Source organism: Erwinia aphidicola (genome assembly GCF_024169515.1).
GTDB classification, from domain to species: Bacteria; Pseudomonadota; Gammaproteobacteria; order Enterobacterales; family Enterobacteriaceae; genus Erwinia; species Erwinia aphidicola.
In genome coordinates this window covers 1,998,147-2,015,255 of record NZ_JAMKCQ010000001.1, presented here as the reverse complement: position 1 = coordinate 2,015,255, position 17,109 = coordinate 1,998,147, and the positions used below count along the sequence as shown (strand labels likewise).

The following is a 17,109-nucleotide window of genomic DNA, read 5'->3' as shown; positions in this document are numbered from 1 at the left end:
CGTCGGAGTGAGACTTCTCAGGGACGCCTGGAGTGACCCGGGCGCCCTGTAACCAGTACAAATTCGAGTGCTTACTCGTCTTCCAGCTCGATGTTGATACCCAGCGAGCGGATCTCTTTCAACAGTACGTTGAAGGATTCCGGCATGCCCGGTTCCATCTGATGATTGCCGTCAACGATGTTTTTATACATCTTGGTACGGCCGTTGACGTCATCAGACTTCACGGTCAGCATTTCCTGCAGGGTATACGCGGCACCGTATGCTTCCAGTGCCCACACTTCCATCTCACCGAAGCGCTGACCACCGAACTGAGCTTTACCACCCAGCGGCTGCTGAGTAACAAGGCTGTAAGAGCCGGTAGAACGCGCATGCATCTTGTCATCAACCAGGTGGTTGAGTTTCAGCATGTACATGTAGCCAACGGTAACCTGACGTTCGAACTGCTCACCGGTACGACCATCGAACAGGGTAATCTGACCAGAAGAAGGCAGACCGCCGAGCTGTAACAGCTCTTTGATTTCGCTCTCTTTCGCGCCGTCAAACACTGGCGTTGCGATTGGCATACCTTTTTTCAGGTTCTCTGCCAGACGCAGCACTTCGTCGTCGGTGAAGGTGTTCAGGTCAACTTTCTGGCGCAGATCGCTACCCAGATCGTAAGCACGCTGAATGAACTCACGCAGCTTGGACACTTCTTCCTGCTTCTTAAGCATAGCGTTGATCTTCTCGCCAATGCCCTTCGCAGCCATACCCAGGTGGGTTTCAAGAATCTGACCGATGTTCATACGTGATGGTACGCCCAGCGGGTTCAGTACGATATCGACCGGCGTACCGTTCTCATCGTATGGCATATCTTCGATCGGGTTGATCTTGGAGATAACACCTTTGTTCCCGTGACGACCTGCCATCTTGTCACCAGGCTGGATCTGACGTTTAACGGCCAGATACACTTTAACGATTTTCAGCACGCCCGGTGCCAGGTCATCGCCCTGAGTGATTTTGCGGCGCTTCGCTTCAAGTTTCTTCTCAAACTCGTGCTTCAGCTCATCGTACTGCTCAGCCAGCTGTTCCAGCTGGTTCTGTTTCTCTTCGTCGGTCAGGCCAAGTTCCAGCCAGCGGTCGCGTGGCAGCTTGTCCAGTTTGTCCACTTCAATACCGCCAGCAACCAGCAGGTATTTGATGCGGCTGAACAGGCCAGCTTCGAGGATCTGCAACTCTTCAGACAGGTCTTTCTTCGCCTGCTTCAGCTGCATCTCTTCGATTTCCAGCGCACGTTTGTCTTTTTCCACGCCATCGCGGGTGAAGACCTGAACGTCGATAATGGTACCAGACACGCCGTTTGGTACGCGCAGAGAAGAGTCTTTAACGTCAGACGCTTTCTCACCGAAGATGGCACGCAGCAGTTTCTCTTCTGGCGTCAGCTGGGTTTCACCTTTCGGCGTTACCTTACCAACCAGAATGTCACCACCGGTCACTTCCGCACCGATATACACGATACCGGATTCATCCAGTTTGGAGAGCGCAGCTTCACCGACGTTAGGAATGTCGGCAGTGATCTCTTCCGGCCCCAGCTTGGTGTCACGAGACACACATGCCAGTTCCTGGATGTGGATTGTTGTGAAGCGATCTTCCTGTACCACGCGCTCGGAGACCAGGATGGAGTCTTCGAAGTTGTAGCCGTTCCACGGCATGAACGCGACGCGCATGTTCTGACCGAGTGCCAGTTCGCCGAGGTCGGTTGAAGGACCATCAGCCAGCACATCACCACGTTCAATTGGCTCACCCAGGTTCACGCAAGGCATCTGGTTGATGCAGGTGTTCTGGTTAGAACGGGTGTATTTGGTCAGGTTGTAAATGTCGATACCGGCTTCGCCCGGGTACATTTCGTCTTCGTTAACTTTGATAACGATACGGGATGCATCCACGTACTGAACGGTACCACCACGTTTCGCTACGGCGGTTACACCGGAGTCAACCGCTACCGCGCGTTCCATACCGGTACCAACCAGCGGCTTATCAGCACGCAGAGTTGGAACCGCCTGACGTTGCATGTTTGCACCCATCAATGCGCGGTTGGCGTCATCGTGTTCCAGGAACGGGATCAGTGACGCACCGACGGAAACCACCTGCTGGGTGGAAACGTCCATGTAGTCAACCTGATCGCGGCTGAACAGACTTGATTCGCCTTTGCTACGGCAAGTCACCAGATCGTCCACGAAGTGACCTTCGTCGTCGAGGTTGGTGTTAGCCTGAGCGATAACGTAGTTACCCTCTTCAATAGCAGAGAGGTAATGAATTTCGTCGGTCACCACACCTTCGCGCACGCGACGATATGGGGTTTCAAGGAAACCGTACTCATTCGTCTGTGCGTACACAGAGAGGGAGTTGATCAGACCGATGTTTGGACCTTCCGGCGTTTCGATTGGACATACGCGACCGTAGTGAGTCGGGTGTACGTCTCGAACTTCGAAGCCTGCACGCTCACGCGTCAGACCGCCCGGGCCGAGTGCAGAGATACGACGCTTGTGCGTGATCTCAGACAGCGGGTTGTTCTGGTCCATAAACTGTGACAGCTGGCTGGAGCCGAAGAACTCTTTCACTGCCGCAGAAATTGGCTTGGCGTTGATCATGTCCTGTGGCATCAGGGTATCCAGATCGCCCAGGGACAGACGCTCTTTCACTGCACGCTCTACGCGCACGAGGCCAACACGGAACTGGTTTTCTGCCATTTCGCCGACGGAACGGATACGACGGTTGCCGAGGTGGTCGATATCATCCACTTCGCCAATACCGTTACGGATACCGATGAGCTTCTTCATCACCTGAATGATGTCGTCTTTGCTCAGGATACCGGAACCTTCGATCTCGTCACGCAGCAGAGAACGGTTGAACTTCATACGGCCAACCGCGGACAGATCGTAGCGGTCTTCAGAGAAGAACAGGTTCTCGAACAGGTTTTCTGCCGCTTCACGCGTTGGTGGCTCACCAGGACGCATCATGCGGTAGATCTCAACCAGCGCGCTCAGGCGATCGCTGGTTGGGTCGACGCGTACAGTCTCAGACATGTAGGCGCCGTGATCCAGATCGTTGGTGAACAGAGTTTCAATGCGCTTGTGACCGGACTGGCTCAGTTTAGCCAGCAGATCCAGCGACAGCTCCATGTTCGCCGCGATCAGCAGCTCGCCGGTGCTTTCGTCGATGTAATCTTTAGCGACGACTTTACCCGCGATGTATTCAACCGGAACTTCGATGTGCTGGATGTTATCTTTTTCCAGCTGACGAATATGACGCGCAGTAATGCGACGACCTTTTTCGACGTAAACAGTGCCGTTCGACTCGATGTCGAAGGACGCAGTTTCACCGCGCAGGCGCTCTGGAACCAGCTCCATCTGCAGCTTGTTGTCGCGAATTTCATAAACCACTTTTTCGAAGAACAGATCAAGGATCTGCTCAGTGGTGTAATTCAGCGCGCGCAGAATGATGGTCGCAGGCAGTTTACGGCGACGGTCAATACGGACAAACAGGTTGTCTTTCGGGTCAAACTCGAAGTCGAGCCATGAACCACGGTAAGGGATGATACGTGCGTTATACAGCACTTTACCCGACGAGTGGGTTTTACCCTTATCGCTGTCGAAGAAGACACCAGGACTACGATGCAGCTGAGAAACGATAACGCGTTCTGTACCGTTGATGACAAAGGTACCGTTATCTGTCATGAGTGGAATTTCACCCATGTACACTTCTTGTTCTTTGATGTCTTTAACGGTGCCTTCCGGCGCTTCGCGCTCGTAGATCACCAGGCGCAGTTTTACGCGCAGAGGTGCAGAGTACGTGACGCCACGAATCTGACACTCTTTAACATCAAATACTGGTTCGCCTAAACGGTAGCTGACGTACTGCAGCTCAGAATTACCGCTATAGCTTTGGATCGGGAATACGGAACGGAATGCTGCTTCCAGACCATATTGACCTTCCGGATCTTGCTCGATGAACTTCTGGAACGAGTCAAGCTGGATAGAAAGGAGATATGGAATGTCCAGAACTTGTGGACGTTTTCCAAAATCCTTACGAATGCGTTTTTTCTCGGTATAGGAGTAAACCATAGGGTTCCTCAGCTCGCTGAAAAGTAGAACCTCTCTGTCCGTCCAGGGGGGACAGTTCATGCAACGCTGTTTTGTATTGTGCAGAAAGCAGATCGCCTTCTGTAATACCTCTTTCTATCACGCTCAAATCATTTCATTGCCGTTCTGGACAGGGAGCCCATGCAGGGTGGCAGTATATTAAGTCGTCGATAGAGAAAGATATTAAGCTAATCAATGACTAAACAGTGTGAAATGTCATTGACGCTGTAGAGCGCAAAAAGGCTGGTGACCAAAAAGTCACCAGCCATCAGCCTGAATCACCCCGAAGGATTAATCAAGCTGCAACCTGAAAGGTTGGCTTACTTAACTTCAACTTCTGCGCCAGCTTCTTCCAGTGCTTTCTTCAGAGCTTCAGCGTCGTCTTTGCTGATGCCTTCTTTCAGGGCAGCAGGTGCAGACTCAACCAGGTCTTTGGCTTCTTTCAGGCCCAGACCAGTTGCGCCACGTACTGCTTTGATCACGGCAACTTTGTTAGCGCCGATAGCTTTCAGTACAACGTCGAACTCAGTTTTTTCTTCTACAGCTTCAGCAGCAGCAGCAGGACCTGCAACAGCAGCAGCAGCTGACACGCCGAATTTCTCTTCCATAGCGGAGATCAGTTCAACGATTTCCATTACAGACAGAGCTGCAACGCCTTCAATGATTTGGTCTTTAGTGATTGACATTTCGTGTTCCTAAATTCAGAAAGTAATTTTTTGTACGTTAGCAAATATACGGATAAGAAGAGCAGTGCAGCTATTAAGCAGCAGTTGCTTCTTTCTGATCGCGTACAGCAGCCAGAGTGCGAACCAGTTTGCCAGCAGAGGCTTCTTTCATGGTTGCCATCAGGCGTGCGATTGCTTCATCGTAAGTTGGCAGAGTTGCCAGGCGGTCGATCTGAGCCGCACTGATCAGCTCGCCTTCAAAGGCCGCAGCTTTAACCTCAAATTTTGCATTCGCTTTCGCGAACTCTTTGAACAGACGAGCAGCAGCGCCCGGGTGTTCCATAGAGTATGCAATCAAGGTAGGACCGGTGAACGTGTCTTTCAGGCACTCAAACTGAGTACCTTCAACGACGCGGCGCAGCAGGGTGTTACGAACAACACGCATGTATACGCCAGCTGCACGTCCTGCTTTACGCAGTTCGGTCATTTTGTCTACGGTAACGCCACGAGAATCCGCAACTACCGCAGACAGCGCGCCTTTGGCTACTTCGCTGACTTCAGCAACAATCGCTTGTTTGTCTTGAAGATTTAAGGCCATTAGCTTGTGCTCCTGGATTTTTGGCCGGGGATGGATTTCCCCGGAACTCACTTCACCTGAACCGCGTTACCACGGACAGGCGCTAAAACACGGTGAGCAGAATCCAGCAAAGACTATAAAAATATTCTTTTGGCTCTGTCACCGTCTACGCAGGAGATTAAGTTTCTTACGAAACACCTGCGGTCTTGGACGGAGGCCAGGATAGGCCTGGCTCCAACCTAAAAATTCGGGTTCTGTATATTTACAGAACAACGGGCGTAAGATTCTAGATGAAAATTTCGCCCGCGTAAAGCTGATTAGTTAGCAGCAGCGTTCAGGCCAGCCTGATCAACTGCAACACCTGCACCCATAGTGGTGGAGATGCTAACTTTCTTGATGAAAACGCCTTTCGCCTGAGAAGGTTTTGCTTTTTTCAGCGCAACCAGCAGGGATTCCAGGTTTTCTTTCAGCTTATCGGTATCGAAGTCAACCTTACCAATGGTGGTATGGATGATACCGTTTTTGTCGTTACGGTAACGAACCTGACCCGCTTTAGCGTTCTTAACCGCTTCAGCAACGTTAGGGGTTACAGTACCCACTTTCGGGTTTGGCATCAGACCGCGTGGGCCCAGAACCTGACCCAGCTGGCCAACAACGCGCATTGCATCTGGAGATGCAATAACAACGTCGAAGTTCATTTCGCCTTTCTTGATCTGGTCAGCCAGATCTTCCATACCTACCAGCTCAGCGCCGGCTGCTTTAGCAGCTTCAGCGTTTGCGCCCTGGGCAAATACGGCAACGCGAACGGAACGGCCAGTACCGTGTGGCAGTACAGTTGCACCGCGAACGTTCTGGTCAGATTTACGAGCATCAATGCCCAGGTTTACCGCTACGTCAACGCTTTCAACGAACTTGGCAGTAGCCAGTTCTTTCAGCAGAGCAACAGCTTCGTTGATGTCATACTGTTTAGTTGCATCAACTTTGTCGCGGATCACGCTCATGCGCTTGGTCAGCTTAGCCATTTCTTAGTCCTCTACTACCAGGCCCATGGAACGAGCAGTACCTTCAATTGAGCGAGTCATCGCTTCAATATCAGCACCAGTCATGTCCGCAGCTTTGGTTTCTGCGATTTCACGTACCTGAGCACGCGATACTTTACCTACTTTGTCTTTGTTCGGCTTGCCAGAACCAGACTTAATACCAGCCGCTTTCTTCAGCAGTACTGCTGCAGGAGGGGTTTTGGTAACGAAGGTGAAAGAACGGTCAGAGTAAACGGTGATCACAACTGGTGTTGGAAGACCTTTCTCCAGGGATTCTGTTTTGGCGTTAAACGCTTTACAGAATTCCATGATGTTAACGCCTTGCTGACCCAGTGCTGGACCAACCGGAGGACTTGGGTTTGCCATACCAGCTGCAACCTGCAGCTTAACGTAGGCTTGTACTTTCTTCGCCATGATAATTCCTCTATTGGGTAATAACGCTCCTGGTGGAGCTCCCCGTGATTAAATTTTTCACACGCTTTTAGCAGCGCATAAAAACAAAAGGCGCGAAATTATAGTGCAATTTCGCGCCTCTCGCAACCACCTGATGCAGGCGATCGGTTACTTTTTTATCAGCCTTTCTCGACCTGGCCGAAGTCCAGTTCAACCGGTGTTGCACGGCCAAAGATGGAAACAGACACTTTCAGGCGGCTTTTCTCGTAGTCAACTTCTTCGACCACGCCGTTGAAGTCAGCAAATGGACCATCGCTCACGCGCACCATTTCACCTGGCTCAAACATGGTTTTCGGACGTGGCTTATCACCCACCTGCTGCAGGCGGTTCATAATCGCGTCAACTTCTTTGTCGCTGATCGGTGCCGGACGGTCAGACGTACCACCGATGAAGCCCATGACACGCGGCACGCTGCGCACCAGGTGCCAGCTTGCATCGTTCATTACCATCTGTACCAGCACGTAGCCTGGGAAGAACTTACGCTCGCTCTTGCGACGCTGGCCACCACGGATCTCAACCACTTCTTCAGTCGGAACCATGACATCGCCAAACAGCTCTTCCATGTTATGTAACTTGATATGCTCGCGCAGCGATTGTGCTACACGGCCTTCAAAACCGGAAAACGCCTGAACGACGTACCAGCGCTTCTTTGGAGCTTCAGACATCTCAGAACCTCAGGCCAGTGATAAACGATACCAGACGAACCAGAATTCCATCCAGTCCCCACAAAATCAGTGACATCACGGCAGTGACCGCGGCAACGATTAACGTGGTGTGCAACGTTTCCTGACGAGTAGGCCAGATGACCTTACGAACTTCAGTGCGCGCTTCACGGGCGAAAGCCAACGTTGCTTTACCTTTGGTGGTCAGCAGGGCAATGCCAGCTGCTGCAGCCATCAGAACAACGACAGCCAGGGCACGCAGAGGTAATGTTACTTCACGATAGTAGTAGTTGCCGGCGATAGCCACGGCCAGAAGGACGGCTACACCTAACCACTTCATCGTTTCCAGGCCGCGCCCGCTTCCTTGAGCTTCGGTATTAGCACTCATAAACCAACCTGCCACAATAAATCAGAAACACTTTTGCCCCGAAAGACGAGGCAACCGAACCGAATAATGCTGTTAGGCTTAACTCGGCATATCCTTTAATCCCAAGCCGTAGCTTGAAAACTATTGGCTTAACGCCGTGCTACAGAGCCTGCCTCAGCAATGATTATGGTCGAAAAAATCACTGATGAGTCAGGTTCTATGTTACAGCGTGCAAAAAGGGCATCAAATGATGCCCTTTCCATGTGCATTGCGTCAAATATTATCAGCGATTAAGCGATAACTTTAGCAACAACACCCGCACCAACGGTACGGCCGCCTTCGCGAATTGCGAAACGCAGACCGTCGTCCATTGCGATTGGTTTGATCAGTTCAACAACCAGTTTGATGTTGTCGCCTGGCATGACCATCTCAACGCCTTCTGGCAGTTCGATGGTACCGGTCACGTCAGTTGTACGGAAGTAGAACTGTGGACGGTAACCTTTGAAGAATGGGCTATGACGGCCGCCTTCTTCTTTAGACAGAATATAAACTTCTGACTCGAACTTGGTGTGTGGCTTGATTGAGCCTGGCTTAGCCAGAACCTGGCCGCGCTCAACGTCTTCACGCTTAATACCGCGCAGCAGGATACCACAGTTCTCACCTGCACGACCTTCGTCCAGCAGCTTACGGAACATTTCAACGCCGGTACAGGTAGATTTCACGGTGTCTTTCAGACCCACGATCTCAACTTCTTCACCCACTTTAACGATACCGCGCTCTACACGACCGGTCACAACAGTACCACGGCCGGAGATGGAGAATACGTCTTCGATAGGCAGCAGGAATGGCTTGTCAATCGCACGCTCTGGCTCTGGGATGTAGCTATCCAGGTAACCAGCCAGTTCGATGATTTTCTCTTCCCACTGAGCTTCGCCCTGCAGGGCTTTCAGTGCAGAACCGCGCACGATTGGCAGGTCATCACCAGGGAAATCGTAAGCAGACAGCAGCTCACGCACTTCCATTTCTACCAGCTCCAGCAGCTCTTCGTCATCAACCATGTCACATTTGTTCATGAACACGATGATGAAAGGAACGCCTACCTGACGACCCAGCAGGATGTGCTCACGAGTCTGTGGCATTGGGCCATCAGTCGCAGCAACAACCAGGATCGCGCCGTCCATCTGAGCAGCACCGGTGATCATGTTTTTCACATAGTCGGCGTGGCCTGGGCAGTCAACGTGCGCGTAGTGGCGAGTTGGGGTGTCATATTCAACGTGAGAAGTGTTGATGGTGATACCACGTGCTTTTTCTTCTGGCGCGTTATCGATCTGGTCGAACGCACGAGCAGAACCGCCGTAGGTTTTAGCCAGAACGGTGGTGATAGCAGCAGTCAGGGTAGTTTTACCGTGGTCAACGTGGCCGATAGTACCAACGTTGACGTGCGGTTTGGAACGTTCAAATTTTTCTTTAGACATCGCTTGTCCCTCTAAGACACGGATTAATCGGTGATATCACCACATCAACCAGGCATCGCCTGAATTGTTGAATTTTTTTGAATTTAATGTACAGAGAAAAGAAGCAGGGAGGGAGATTTTGAAAGTGGTGCTGATACCCAGAGTCGAACTGGGGACCTCACCCTTACCAAGGGTGCGCTCTACCAACTGAGCCATATCAGCACGGCTTGGAGCGGGCAGCGGGAATCGAACCCGCATCATCAGCTTGGAAGGCTGAGGTAATAGCCATTATACGATGCCCGCATCCTGGAACTCGGCTACCTGTTCTGTCTGTAGCTTGAACAACTAAGAAGATGCCCTCTTCGTTGCTCCAGTCAACCCGCATTAGCTTGCTGACTTTGACTGTGCTTGAGCTCAGTCGGAAATCTTGATGAACAACCTTTTGGAGGAAGCCATCTTCCCAGTCGAGTGATGATTCTCTCTTCTGGTCTCAACCCCTGAAAGCTGGGTCGAAATGGTGGTGGGGGAAGGATTCGAACCTTCGAAGTCGATGACGGCAGATTTACAGTCTGCTCCCTTTGGCCGCTCGGGAACCCCACCTGGGGTATTTCGTTACTTGATGGTGCCGGCTACCGGAATCGAACTGGTGACCTACTGATTACAAGTCAGTTGCTCTACCAACTGAGCTAAGCCGGCATCAAGTGGTGCGCATTCTAGGAAGACCGGGCGCAGTATGCAACAAAAAAATTGCGATAAATGTTCTTACGCTTACTATTTGTGCAATTCTACTCAAAATGGCGCTGTTGCACAGTCATTTCGTTTAAAGAAACATCAGTTCTGACGTTTATCACCTCACCACAGAGTGTTCTCTGCGATAAAACTTTTCGCAGGAAATTGCGCCGGCAGCATGTGATTTGCCAACCGTTGGTTTATTTTTGTTCTGTGCGGCCCTGTGCGCATTGCCCCTGCAATTGCCAGCTAAAATTATCATTAATGCGGGTACGGTTACGTTTGCATCCGCTGAGCATCTTTTTTCCTTCTTATTCATCCCCGTCTGGTGATACCCTCCGCCCATTGTTTGATGAAATTTCCCTTAGTACGCCAGCCTGGCAGTGGTGCCATTCACTGTGATTAACAGGCGAACCTATCGAAGGGCATTAATTGCTGGCAGAAGCACGCATATGAGCAAAAAAGATTCCTTGTTAACTACGCCTTACCTCCAGTTCAATCGCTCCCAGTGGGCTGCGCTGCGTGATTCGGTGCCAATGACCCTTTCTGAAGACGAGATTGCCCGTCTGAAAGGCATTAACGAAGATCTCTCCATGGAAGAAGTGGCGGAGATTTATCTGCCTTTGTCTCGTCTGTTGAATTTCTATATCAGTTCAAATTCGCGTCGTCAGACGGTGCTGGAGCAGTTCCTCGGCACCAAAGGACAGAAGATCCCTTATATCATCAGCATTGCAGGCAGCGTCGCGGTCGGGAAAAGCACGACAGCGCGCGTGCTGCAGGCTTTACTCAGCCGCTGGCCGGAGCATCGTCGGGTCGAATTGATCACCACTGATGGTTTTCTCCATCCGAATGCGGTGCTGAAAGAGCGCGGCCTGATGAAGAAAAAGGGCTTTCCCCTCTCTTATGACATGCACCGCCTGGTGAACTTTGTTTCCGACCTGAAATCTGGTGCTGCACAGGTCACTGCGCCGGTCTATTCGCATCTGATTTATGATGTGATTCCGGATGGGGATAAAGTCGTTAAGCAGCCGGATATTTTGATTCTGGAAGGTTTGAATGTATTGCAGAGTGGAATGGATTATCCCCACGATCCGCATCACGTATTTGTTTCAGACTTCGTTGATTTCTCGATCTATGTCGATGCGCCGGAAGATTTATTAGAGCATTGGTATATCAATCGTTTCCTGAAATTCCGTCAGGGCGCGTTTACCGATCCCGACTCTTATTTCCACCACTATGCACAGCTACCTGAAGACGAGGCGGTAGGTGTCGCCAGCCAGCTGTGGAAAGAGATCAACTACCTGAATCTGAAGGAAAACATTCTGCCTACGCGCGAGCGTGCCAGCCTGATAATGACCAAGAGCATCGGTCATGCGGTTGACCTTGTCAGATTACGCAAATAAAAAAAGGGCCTGAGGCCCTTTTTTTAACTCTGCGGTCGCAGCGATATTTCCCCGCCAACCCAGGACTTTCTGACGCCATCCTGTTCCAGAATCAAGCCACCCTGCTGGTCAATACCTCTGGCAATGCCGAATATTTCCCGATCGCCAATCAACAGTTTTACCGGCCGGTTAATAAAGTTATCGAGCCGCGCCCAGCGCTCGATAAACGGTGCCAGCCCCTCCTGCTCAAACTCGACCAGTGCGGTGCGCATTTTATTGACGATCAGCGCAGAGAGCGCGTTACGATCAACGTTTACTCCGGCTTCCTGCAGGTTGATCCAGCCCTGATTGATGACGTCTGCAGCGGGTGCGCGCATGGCCAGGTTAATTCCGGCGCCAATCACGATCTGCGCAGCATCACCCGTTTTTCCCGTCAATTCAACGAGGATACCGGCCAGTTTACGATCGTCCAGATAGATATCATTCGGCCATTTCACGCGAATATCGGGCGCGCCCTGCTCCTGTAACGCCTCCGCCAGCACAATCCCAATCACCAGGCTCAGCCCCATGGCAGCCGCCGGACCCTGTTCAAGACGCCAGTACATAGACAGATAGAGGTTAGAGCCAAAGGGTGAAAACCACTGACGACCTCGGCGACCACGTCCAGCCTGCTGATATTCGGCTACGCAGGCGTCGCCAGATTGCAGCGTATCCATGCGATCGAGCAGATACTGGTTAGTGGAATCAATCACTGGGATGACCGCCAGGCGCCCGTTATCCAGCCGGGCATTAATGGCCTGTTCATTCAATAACTGCATGGCCGAGGGCAGGCTATAGCCTTTGCCGGTCACGGTGAAGACATCAATGCCCCACTCTTTCAGGGTTTGAATATGCTTATTGATTGCCGCGCGGCTCATGCCCAGCTGCTCGCCCAGCTGCTCACCAGAATGGAACTCGCCGTCTGCCAGAATACCAACCAGCGTTAACGGTACGGTGTTGTCTTTCATGCAATAACCTCTAAGGCATCTGTTTCGCCTTGTGCTGCGATAAAGCGCACTTCAGGCTCCAGCCAGACGTTGAATTTCTCTGCCACGCGCTGACGTATGGTCCGGGCAAGGTTGACGATGTCCTGCCCCGTCGCTTCGTTGGCGTTAATCAGCACCAGCGCCTGCTGGGCATGCACCGCCGCTCCCCCCATATGGAAACCCTTTAAGTCACACTGATCGATCAGCCAACCGGCGGCCAACTTCACATCGCCACTGACCTGAGGATAGTGCGGAATATGCGGATACTCTGCTTGCAACTTAGCGGCAACTTCAGCGCTCACCAGTGGGTTTTTGAAGAAACTCCCGGCATTTCCCGTCACTTTTGGATCAGGTAGTTTACTGCGGCGCATCTGGCAGACGGCGTTAAACACTTCGCGCGGCGTGACCGTTAGCGGGTCGAGAGTACGCAGATCGCCATAGCTCAGCACCGGCTGCCAGATTTTTGCCAGGCGCAGGCCGACAGCGATAATGGCATACCCGTCGCGGTACTGATGTTTAAATATGCTGTCACGGTAGCCAAACTGGCACTCGGCGGCAGTTAAACGCTGCTGTACACCGTCGGCAAGGCTAACGATATCCACATATTCACAGACCCGATCCAGCTCGACGCCATAAGCACCGATATTTTGAATCGGCGCTGAACCGGCACAGCCCGGAATGAGTGCCAGATTTTCCAGACCAGAGAGTCCCTGCTCCAGAGACGTTTCAACCAGCTGATGCCAGTTCTCACCCGCGCCCACGTGCAGAGACCATGCATCAGCCGTTTCAGATACGCGGATGCCTTTGATGCGGTTAATGATGACCTGCCCAGAGAAATCATCCAGAAACAGTACGTTGCTTCCTTCTCCCAGCAGTAATACCGGTTCATTTTGATTGGTGCTCTGCTGCCAAAACTGGCAAAGAGCCTCGGCACTTTCTGCCACGCTGATCTTGTTGGCACAGGCGTCGAGGCTGAATGTATTCCATGTTTTTAATGAATGCTGCTGGCAGGACATAATAAAACCTTTAAATATTAAACTGCGGGTAGTGTACCCGATTCATCAGGGGTGAGTTGAGGATTTTATCGCCGCAAACAGTGGTGAATTCATCGAGTTTTGTGCAGTTATCGGTCGTAATCTGGGGGGATATTAAACAGCTATTATCGCTATCTAATAAAAATATGCAGTTTGAGAGGGAGTGCTGTTAATACGGGTATGTATTTTAGCAGGCGACAAACACAAAAAAGCCCCATGCTTTCGCATGAGGCTTGTTTGTTTATTTGATGCCTGGCAGTTCCCTACTCTCGCATGGGGAGGCCCCACACTACCATCGGCGCTACGGCGTTTCACTTCTGAGTTCGGCATGGGGTCAGGTGGGACCACCGCGCTAAAGCCGCCAGGCAAATCTTGGTGCACGAAACGAATATTTTGCACTGCTGCTGCGTTGGCCGCGCTCGCAAAGTCAGTCACATACTTCAGTATGCTCCCTCCTTTCCTTCGCTTGCCGCCTTGCTTCAGCACAAAATCTTTCGTTCCCGCTAAATTGTTATCCGGTCACAGGCTGAAAATCTCTTTTGCGTCTCTCGAACGCCACCAGAACGCTTCTGGCGTTGTAAGGTTAAGCCTCACGGGTCATTAGTACCGGTTAGCTCAACGCATCGCTGCGCTTACACACCCGGCCTATCAACGTCGTAGTCTTCAACGTCCCTTCAGGACTCTCAAGGAGTCAGGGAGAATTCATCTCGAGGCAAGTTTCGCGCTTAGATGCTTTCAGCGCTTATCTTTTCCGCACTTAGCTACCGGGCAATGCCATTGGCATGACAACCCGAACACCAGTGGTGCGTTCACTCCGGTCCTCTCGTACTAGGAGCAACCCCTCTCAATTCTCCAGCGCCCACGGCAGATAGGGACCGAACTGTCTCACGACGTTCTAAACCCAGCTCGCGTACCACTTTAAACGGCGAACAGCCGTACCCTTGGGACCTACTTCAGCCCCAGGATGTGATGAGCCGACATCGAGGTGCCAAACACCGCCGTCGATATGAACTCTTGGGCGGTATCAGCCTGTTATCCCCGGAGTACCTTTTATCCGTTGAGCGATGGCCCTTCCATTCAGAACCACCGGATCACTATGACCTGCTTTCGCACCTGCTCGAGCCGTCACTCTCGCAGTCAAGCTAGCTTATGCCATTGCACTAACCTCACGATGTCCGACCGTGATTAGCTAACCTTCGTGCTCCTCCGTTACTCTTTAGGAGGAGACCGCCCCAGTCAAACTACCCACCAGACACTGTCCCCACGCCGGATCACGGCGCCAGGTTAGAACATCAAACGTTAAAGGGTGGTATTTCAAGGTTGGCTCCACGCAGACTGGCGTCCACGCTTCAAAGCCTCCCACCTATCCTACACATCAAGGCTCAATGTTCAGTGTCAAGCTGTAGTAAAGGTTCACGGGGTCTTTCCGTCTTGCCGCGGGTACACTGCATCTTCACAGCGAGTTCAATTTCACTGAGTCTCGGGTGGAGACAGCCTGGCCATCATTACGCCATTCGTGCAGGTCGGAACTTACCCGACAAGGAATTTCGCTACCTTAGGACCGTTATAGTTACGGCCGCCGTTTACCGGGGCTTCGATCAAGAGCTTCTCCTTGCGGATAACCCCATCAATTAACCTTCCGGCACCGGGCAGGCGTCACACCGTATACGTCCACTTTCGTGTTTGCACAGTGCTGTGTTTTTAATAAACAGTTGCAGCCAGCTGGTATCTTCGACTGCCTTCAGCTCCGTCAGCAAGTGACTTCACCTAGCGACAGCGTGCCTTCTCCCGAAGTTACGGCACCATTTTGCCTAGTTCCTTCACCCGAGTTCTCTCAAGCGCCTTGGTATTCTCTACCTGACCACCTGTGTCGGTTTGGGGTACGATTCGATGTTACCTGATGCTTAGAGGCTTTTCCTGGAAGCAGGGCATTTGTTACTTCAGCACCGTAGTGCCTCGTCATCACGCCTCAGCCTTAAAGAGTTCCGGATTTGCCTGGAACTCAAGCCTACACGCTTAAACCGGGACAACCGTCGCCCGGCCAACATAGCCTTCTCCGTCCCCCCTTCGCAGTAACACCGAGTACGGGAATATTAACCCGTTTCCCATCGACTACGCCTTTCGGCCTCGCCTTAGGGGTCGACTCACCCTGCCCCGATTAACGTTGGACAGGAACCCTTGGTCTTCCGGCGAGCGGGCTTTTCACCCGCTTTATCGTTACTTATGTCAGCATTCGCACTTCTGATACCTCCAGCATGCCTCACAGCACACCTTCAACGGCTTACAGAACGCTCCCCTACCCAACAACGCTTACGCGCCGCTGCCGCAGCTTCGGTGCATGGTTTAGCCCCGTTACATCTTCCGCGCAGGCCGACTCGACCAGTGAGCTATTACGCTTTCTTTAAATGATGGCTGCTTCTAAGCCAACATCCTGGCTGTCTGTGCCTTCCCACATCGTTTCCCACTTAACCATGACTTTGGGACCTTAGCTGGCGGTCTGGGTTGTTTCCCTCTTCACGACGGACGTTAGCACCCGCCGTGTGTCTCCCGTGATAACATTCTTCGGTATTCGCAGTTTGCATCGGGTTGGTAAGCCGGGATGGCCCCCTAGCCGAAACAGTGCTCTACCCCCGAAGATGAGTTCACGAGGCGCTACCTAAATAGCTTTCGGGGAGAACCAGCTATCTCCCGGTTTGATTGGCCTTTCACCCCCAGCCACAAGTCATCCGCTAATTTTTCAACATTAGTCGGTTCGGTCCTCCAGTTAGTGTTACCCAACCTTCAACCTGCCCATGGCTAGATCACCGGGTTTCGGGTCTATACCCTGCAACTTAACGCCCAGTTAAGACTCGGTTTCCCTGCGGCTCCCCTATACGGTTAACCTTGCTACAGAATATAAGTCGCTGACCCATTATACAAAAGGTACGCAGTCACACCACGAAGGTGCTCCCACTGCTTGTACGTACACGGTTTCAGGTTCTGTTTCACTCCCCTCGCCGGGGTTCTTTTCGCCTTTCCCTCACGGTACTGGTTCACTATCGGTCAGTCAGGAGTATTTAGCCTTGGAGGATGGTCCCCCCATATTCAGACAGGATGTCACGTGTCCCGCCCTACTCATCGAACTCACAGCGAGTGCATTTTTGTGTACGGGAGTATCACCCTGTACCCTGCGACTTTCCAGACGCTTCCACTAATGCACAAGCTGATTCAGGTTCTGGGCTGTTCCCCGTTCGCTCGCCGCTACTGGGGGAATCTCGGTTGATTTCTTTTCCTCGGGGTACTTAGATGTTTCAGTTCCCCCGGTTCGCCTCATGCCACTATGTATTCATGACATGATAGTGTGACGTATCACACTGGGTTTCCCCATTCGGGTATCGTCGGTTGTTGCGGTTCATATCACCTTACCGACGCTTATCGCAGATTAGCACGCCCTTCATCGCCTCTGACTGCCTAGGCATCCACCGTGTACGCTTAGTCGCTTAACCTCACAACCCACAAGCGTCCCGAAGGACAGCATGCTGTCGTGAGCATTTGAGAGACTCGAACGCATCGTTAACTTCATTCTTATTACGGAGAATGAATACGACGCGTCGTTTCAATTTT

11 protein-coding genes, 4 tRNA genes and 2 rRNA genes are annotated in these 17,109 nt (G+C 51.9%); 1 reads left to right on the top strand and 16 read right to left on the bottom strand.

Annotation, left to right across the window (positions count from 1 at the left end; genetic code table 11):
- Positions 1-71 precede the first annotated feature (71 nt).
- The 12 genes from rpoB to J2Y91_RS09290 all read right to left on the bottom strand — a co-directional run bounded on the left by rpoB (position 72) and on the right by J2Y91_RS09290 (position 10,032).
- The gene (rpoB, locus tag J2Y91_RS09345; RefSeq protein ID WP_048914312.1) at positions 72-4,100 is read right to left on the bottom strand and encodes a DNA-directed RNA polymerase subunit beta; all 4,029 of its coding nucleotides are present in this window, start codon (positions 4,098-4,100) and stop codon (positions 72-74) included.
- Between the two features lie 338 nt (positions 4,101-4,438).
- Positions 4,439-4,804 (bottom strand): 50S ribosomal protein L7/L12, encoded by a 366-nt coding sequence (rplL, locus tag J2Y91_RS09340; protein ID WP_048914311.1) that lies wholly within the window; start codon positions 4,802-4,804, stop codon positions 4,439-4,441.
- A gap of 73 nt (positions 4,805-4,877) precedes the next feature.
- Entirely contained in the window at positions 4,878-5,381 is a 504-nt protein-coding gene (gene rplJ, locus J2Y91_RS09335; protein WP_048914310.1) for a 50S ribosomal protein L10, read from the bottom strand.
- 296 nt (positions 5,382-5,677) lie between these two features.
- Entirely contained in the window at positions 5,678-6,382 is a 705-nt protein-coding gene (rplA, locus tag J2Y91_RS09330) for a 50S ribosomal protein L1 (RefSeq protein ID WP_048914309.1), read from the bottom strand.
- Positions 6,383-6,385: 3 nt separating this feature from the next.
- The gene (gene rplK / locus J2Y91_RS09325) at positions 6,386-6,814 is read right to left on the bottom strand and encodes a 50S ribosomal protein L11 (protein ID WP_012439921.1); all 429 of its coding nucleotides are present in this window, start codon (positions 6,812-6,814) and stop codon (positions 6,386-6,388) included.
- A 158-nt stretch (positions 6,815-6,972) separates the two neighbouring features.
- Entirely contained in the window at positions 6,973-7,518 is a 546-nt protein-coding gene (nusG, locus tag J2Y91_RS09320; protein WP_017803043.1) for a transcription termination/antitermination protein NusG, read from the bottom strand.
- 1 nt (position 7,519) lies between these two features.
- Positions 7,520-7,903, bottom strand: a complete 384-nt coding sequence (gene secE / locus J2Y91_RS09315; protein ID WP_048914308.1) for a preprotein translocase subunit SecE — start codon at positions 7,901-7,903, stop codon at positions 7,520-7,522.
- Between the two features lie 269 nt (positions 7,904-8,172).
- On the bottom strand, positions 8,173-9,357 hold the full coding sequence (tuf, locus tag J2Y91_RS09310; RefSeq protein ID WP_133622231.1) for an elongation factor Tu: 1,185 nt from the start codon (positions 9,355-9,357) through the stop codon (positions 8,173-8,175).
- A 125-nt stretch (positions 9,358-9,482) separates the two neighbouring features.
- A tRNA-Thr gene (locus J2Y91_RS09305) sits at positions 9,483-9,558 on the bottom strand.
- Between the two features lie 6 nt (positions 9,559-9,564).
- A tRNA-Gly gene (locus J2Y91_RS09300) sits at positions 9,565-9,639 on the bottom strand.
- 212 nt (positions 9,640-9,851) lie between these two features.
- Positions 9,852-9,936 (bottom strand) — tRNA-Tyr (locus J2Y91_RS09295).
- Positions 9,937-9,956: 20 nt separating this feature from the next.
- Positions 9,957-10,032, bottom strand: a tRNA-Thr gene (locus J2Y91_RS09290).
- A 485-nt stretch (positions 10,033-10,517) separates the two neighbouring features.
- Between J2Y91_RS09290 and coaA the strand changes: the two genes are divergently transcribed.
- A complete protein-coding gene (coaA, locus tag J2Y91_RS09285; RefSeq protein ID WP_048914306.1) occupies positions 10,518-11,468 on the top strand; it encodes a type I pantothenate kinase in 951 nt (316 codons plus the stop codon).
- A gap of 23 nt (positions 11,469-11,491) precedes the next feature.
- Here coaA and birA read toward each other — a convergent pair whose 3' ends face one another.
- The 4 genes from birA to J2Y91_RS09265 all read right to left on the bottom strand — a co-directional run bounded on the left by birA (position 11,492) and on the right by J2Y91_RS09265 (position 16,991).
- Positions 11,492-12,454 carry a bifunctional biotin--[acetyl-CoA-carboxylase] ligase/biotin operon repressor BirA gene (birA, locus tag J2Y91_RS09280; RefSeq protein WP_253537935.1) on the bottom strand — a complete coding sequence of 321 codons (963 nt, stop codon included), beginning with the start codon at positions 12,452-12,454 and terminating at the stop codon, positions 11,492-11,494.
- Positions 12,451-13,488, bottom strand: coding sequence for a UDP-N-acetylmuramate dehydrogenase (gene murB / locus J2Y91_RS09275; protein WP_133622234.1), 1,038 nt, complete (start codon positions 13,486-13,488; stop codon positions 12,451-12,453). Before murB ends, birA begins: the two co-directional genes overlap by 4 nt.
- A gap of 268 nt (positions 13,489-13,756) precedes the next feature.
- Positions 13,757-13,872, bottom strand: a 5S ribosomal RNA gene (gene rrf, locus J2Y91_RS09270).
- Between the two features lie 213 nt (positions 13,873-14,085).
- Positions 14,086-16,991, bottom strand: a 23S ribosomal RNA gene (locus tag J2Y91_RS09265).
- Positions 16,992-17,109 lie beyond the last annotated feature (118 nt).

What these genes read in the sequence shown, in the direction of transcription:
- rpoB (WP_048914312.1), bottom strand. Translation starts at nt 4,100, where the DNA reads ATGGTTTACTCCTATACCGAGAAAAAACGCATTCGTAAGGATTTTGGA.
- rplL (WP_048914311.1), bottom strand. Translation starts at nt 4,804, where the DNA reads ATGTCAATCACTAAAGACCAAATCATTGAAGGCGTTGCAGCTCTGTCT.
- rplJ (WP_048914310.1), bottom strand. Translation starts at nt 5,381, where the DNA reads ATGGCCTTAAATCTTCAAGACAAACAAGCGATTGTTGCTGAAGTCAGC.
- rplA (WP_048914309.1), bottom strand. Translation starts at nt 6,382, where the DNA reads ATGGCTAAGCTGACCAAGCGCATGAGCGTGATCCGCGACAAAGTTGAT.
- rplK (WP_012439921.1), bottom strand. Translation starts at nt 6,814, where the DNA reads ATGGCGAAGAAAGTACAAGCCTACGTTAAGCTGCAGGTTGCAGCTGGT.
- nusG (WP_017803043.1), bottom strand. Translation starts at nt 7,518, where the DNA reads ATGTCTGAAGCTCCAAAGAAGCGCTGGTACGTCGTTCAGGCGTTTTCC.
- secE (WP_048914308.1), bottom strand. Translation starts at nt 7,903, where the DNA reads ATGAGTGCTAATACCGAAGCTCAAGGAAGCGGGCGCGGCCTGGAAACG.
- tuf (WP_133622231.1), bottom strand. Translation starts at nt 9,357, where the DNA reads ATGTCTAAAGAAAAATTTGAACGTTCCAAACCGCACGTCAACGTTGGT.
- coaA (WP_048914306.1), top strand. Translation starts at nt 10,518, where the DNA reads ATGAGCAAAAAAGATTCCTTGTTAACTACGCCTTACCTCCAGTTCAAT.
- birA (WP_253537935.1), bottom strand. Translation starts at nt 12,454, where the DNA reads ATGAAAGACAACACCGTACCGTTAACGCTGGTTGGTATTCTGGCAGAC.
- murB (WP_133622234.1), bottom strand. Translation starts at nt 13,488, where the DNA reads ATGTCCTGCCAGCAGCATTCATTAAAAACATGGAATACATTCAGCCTC.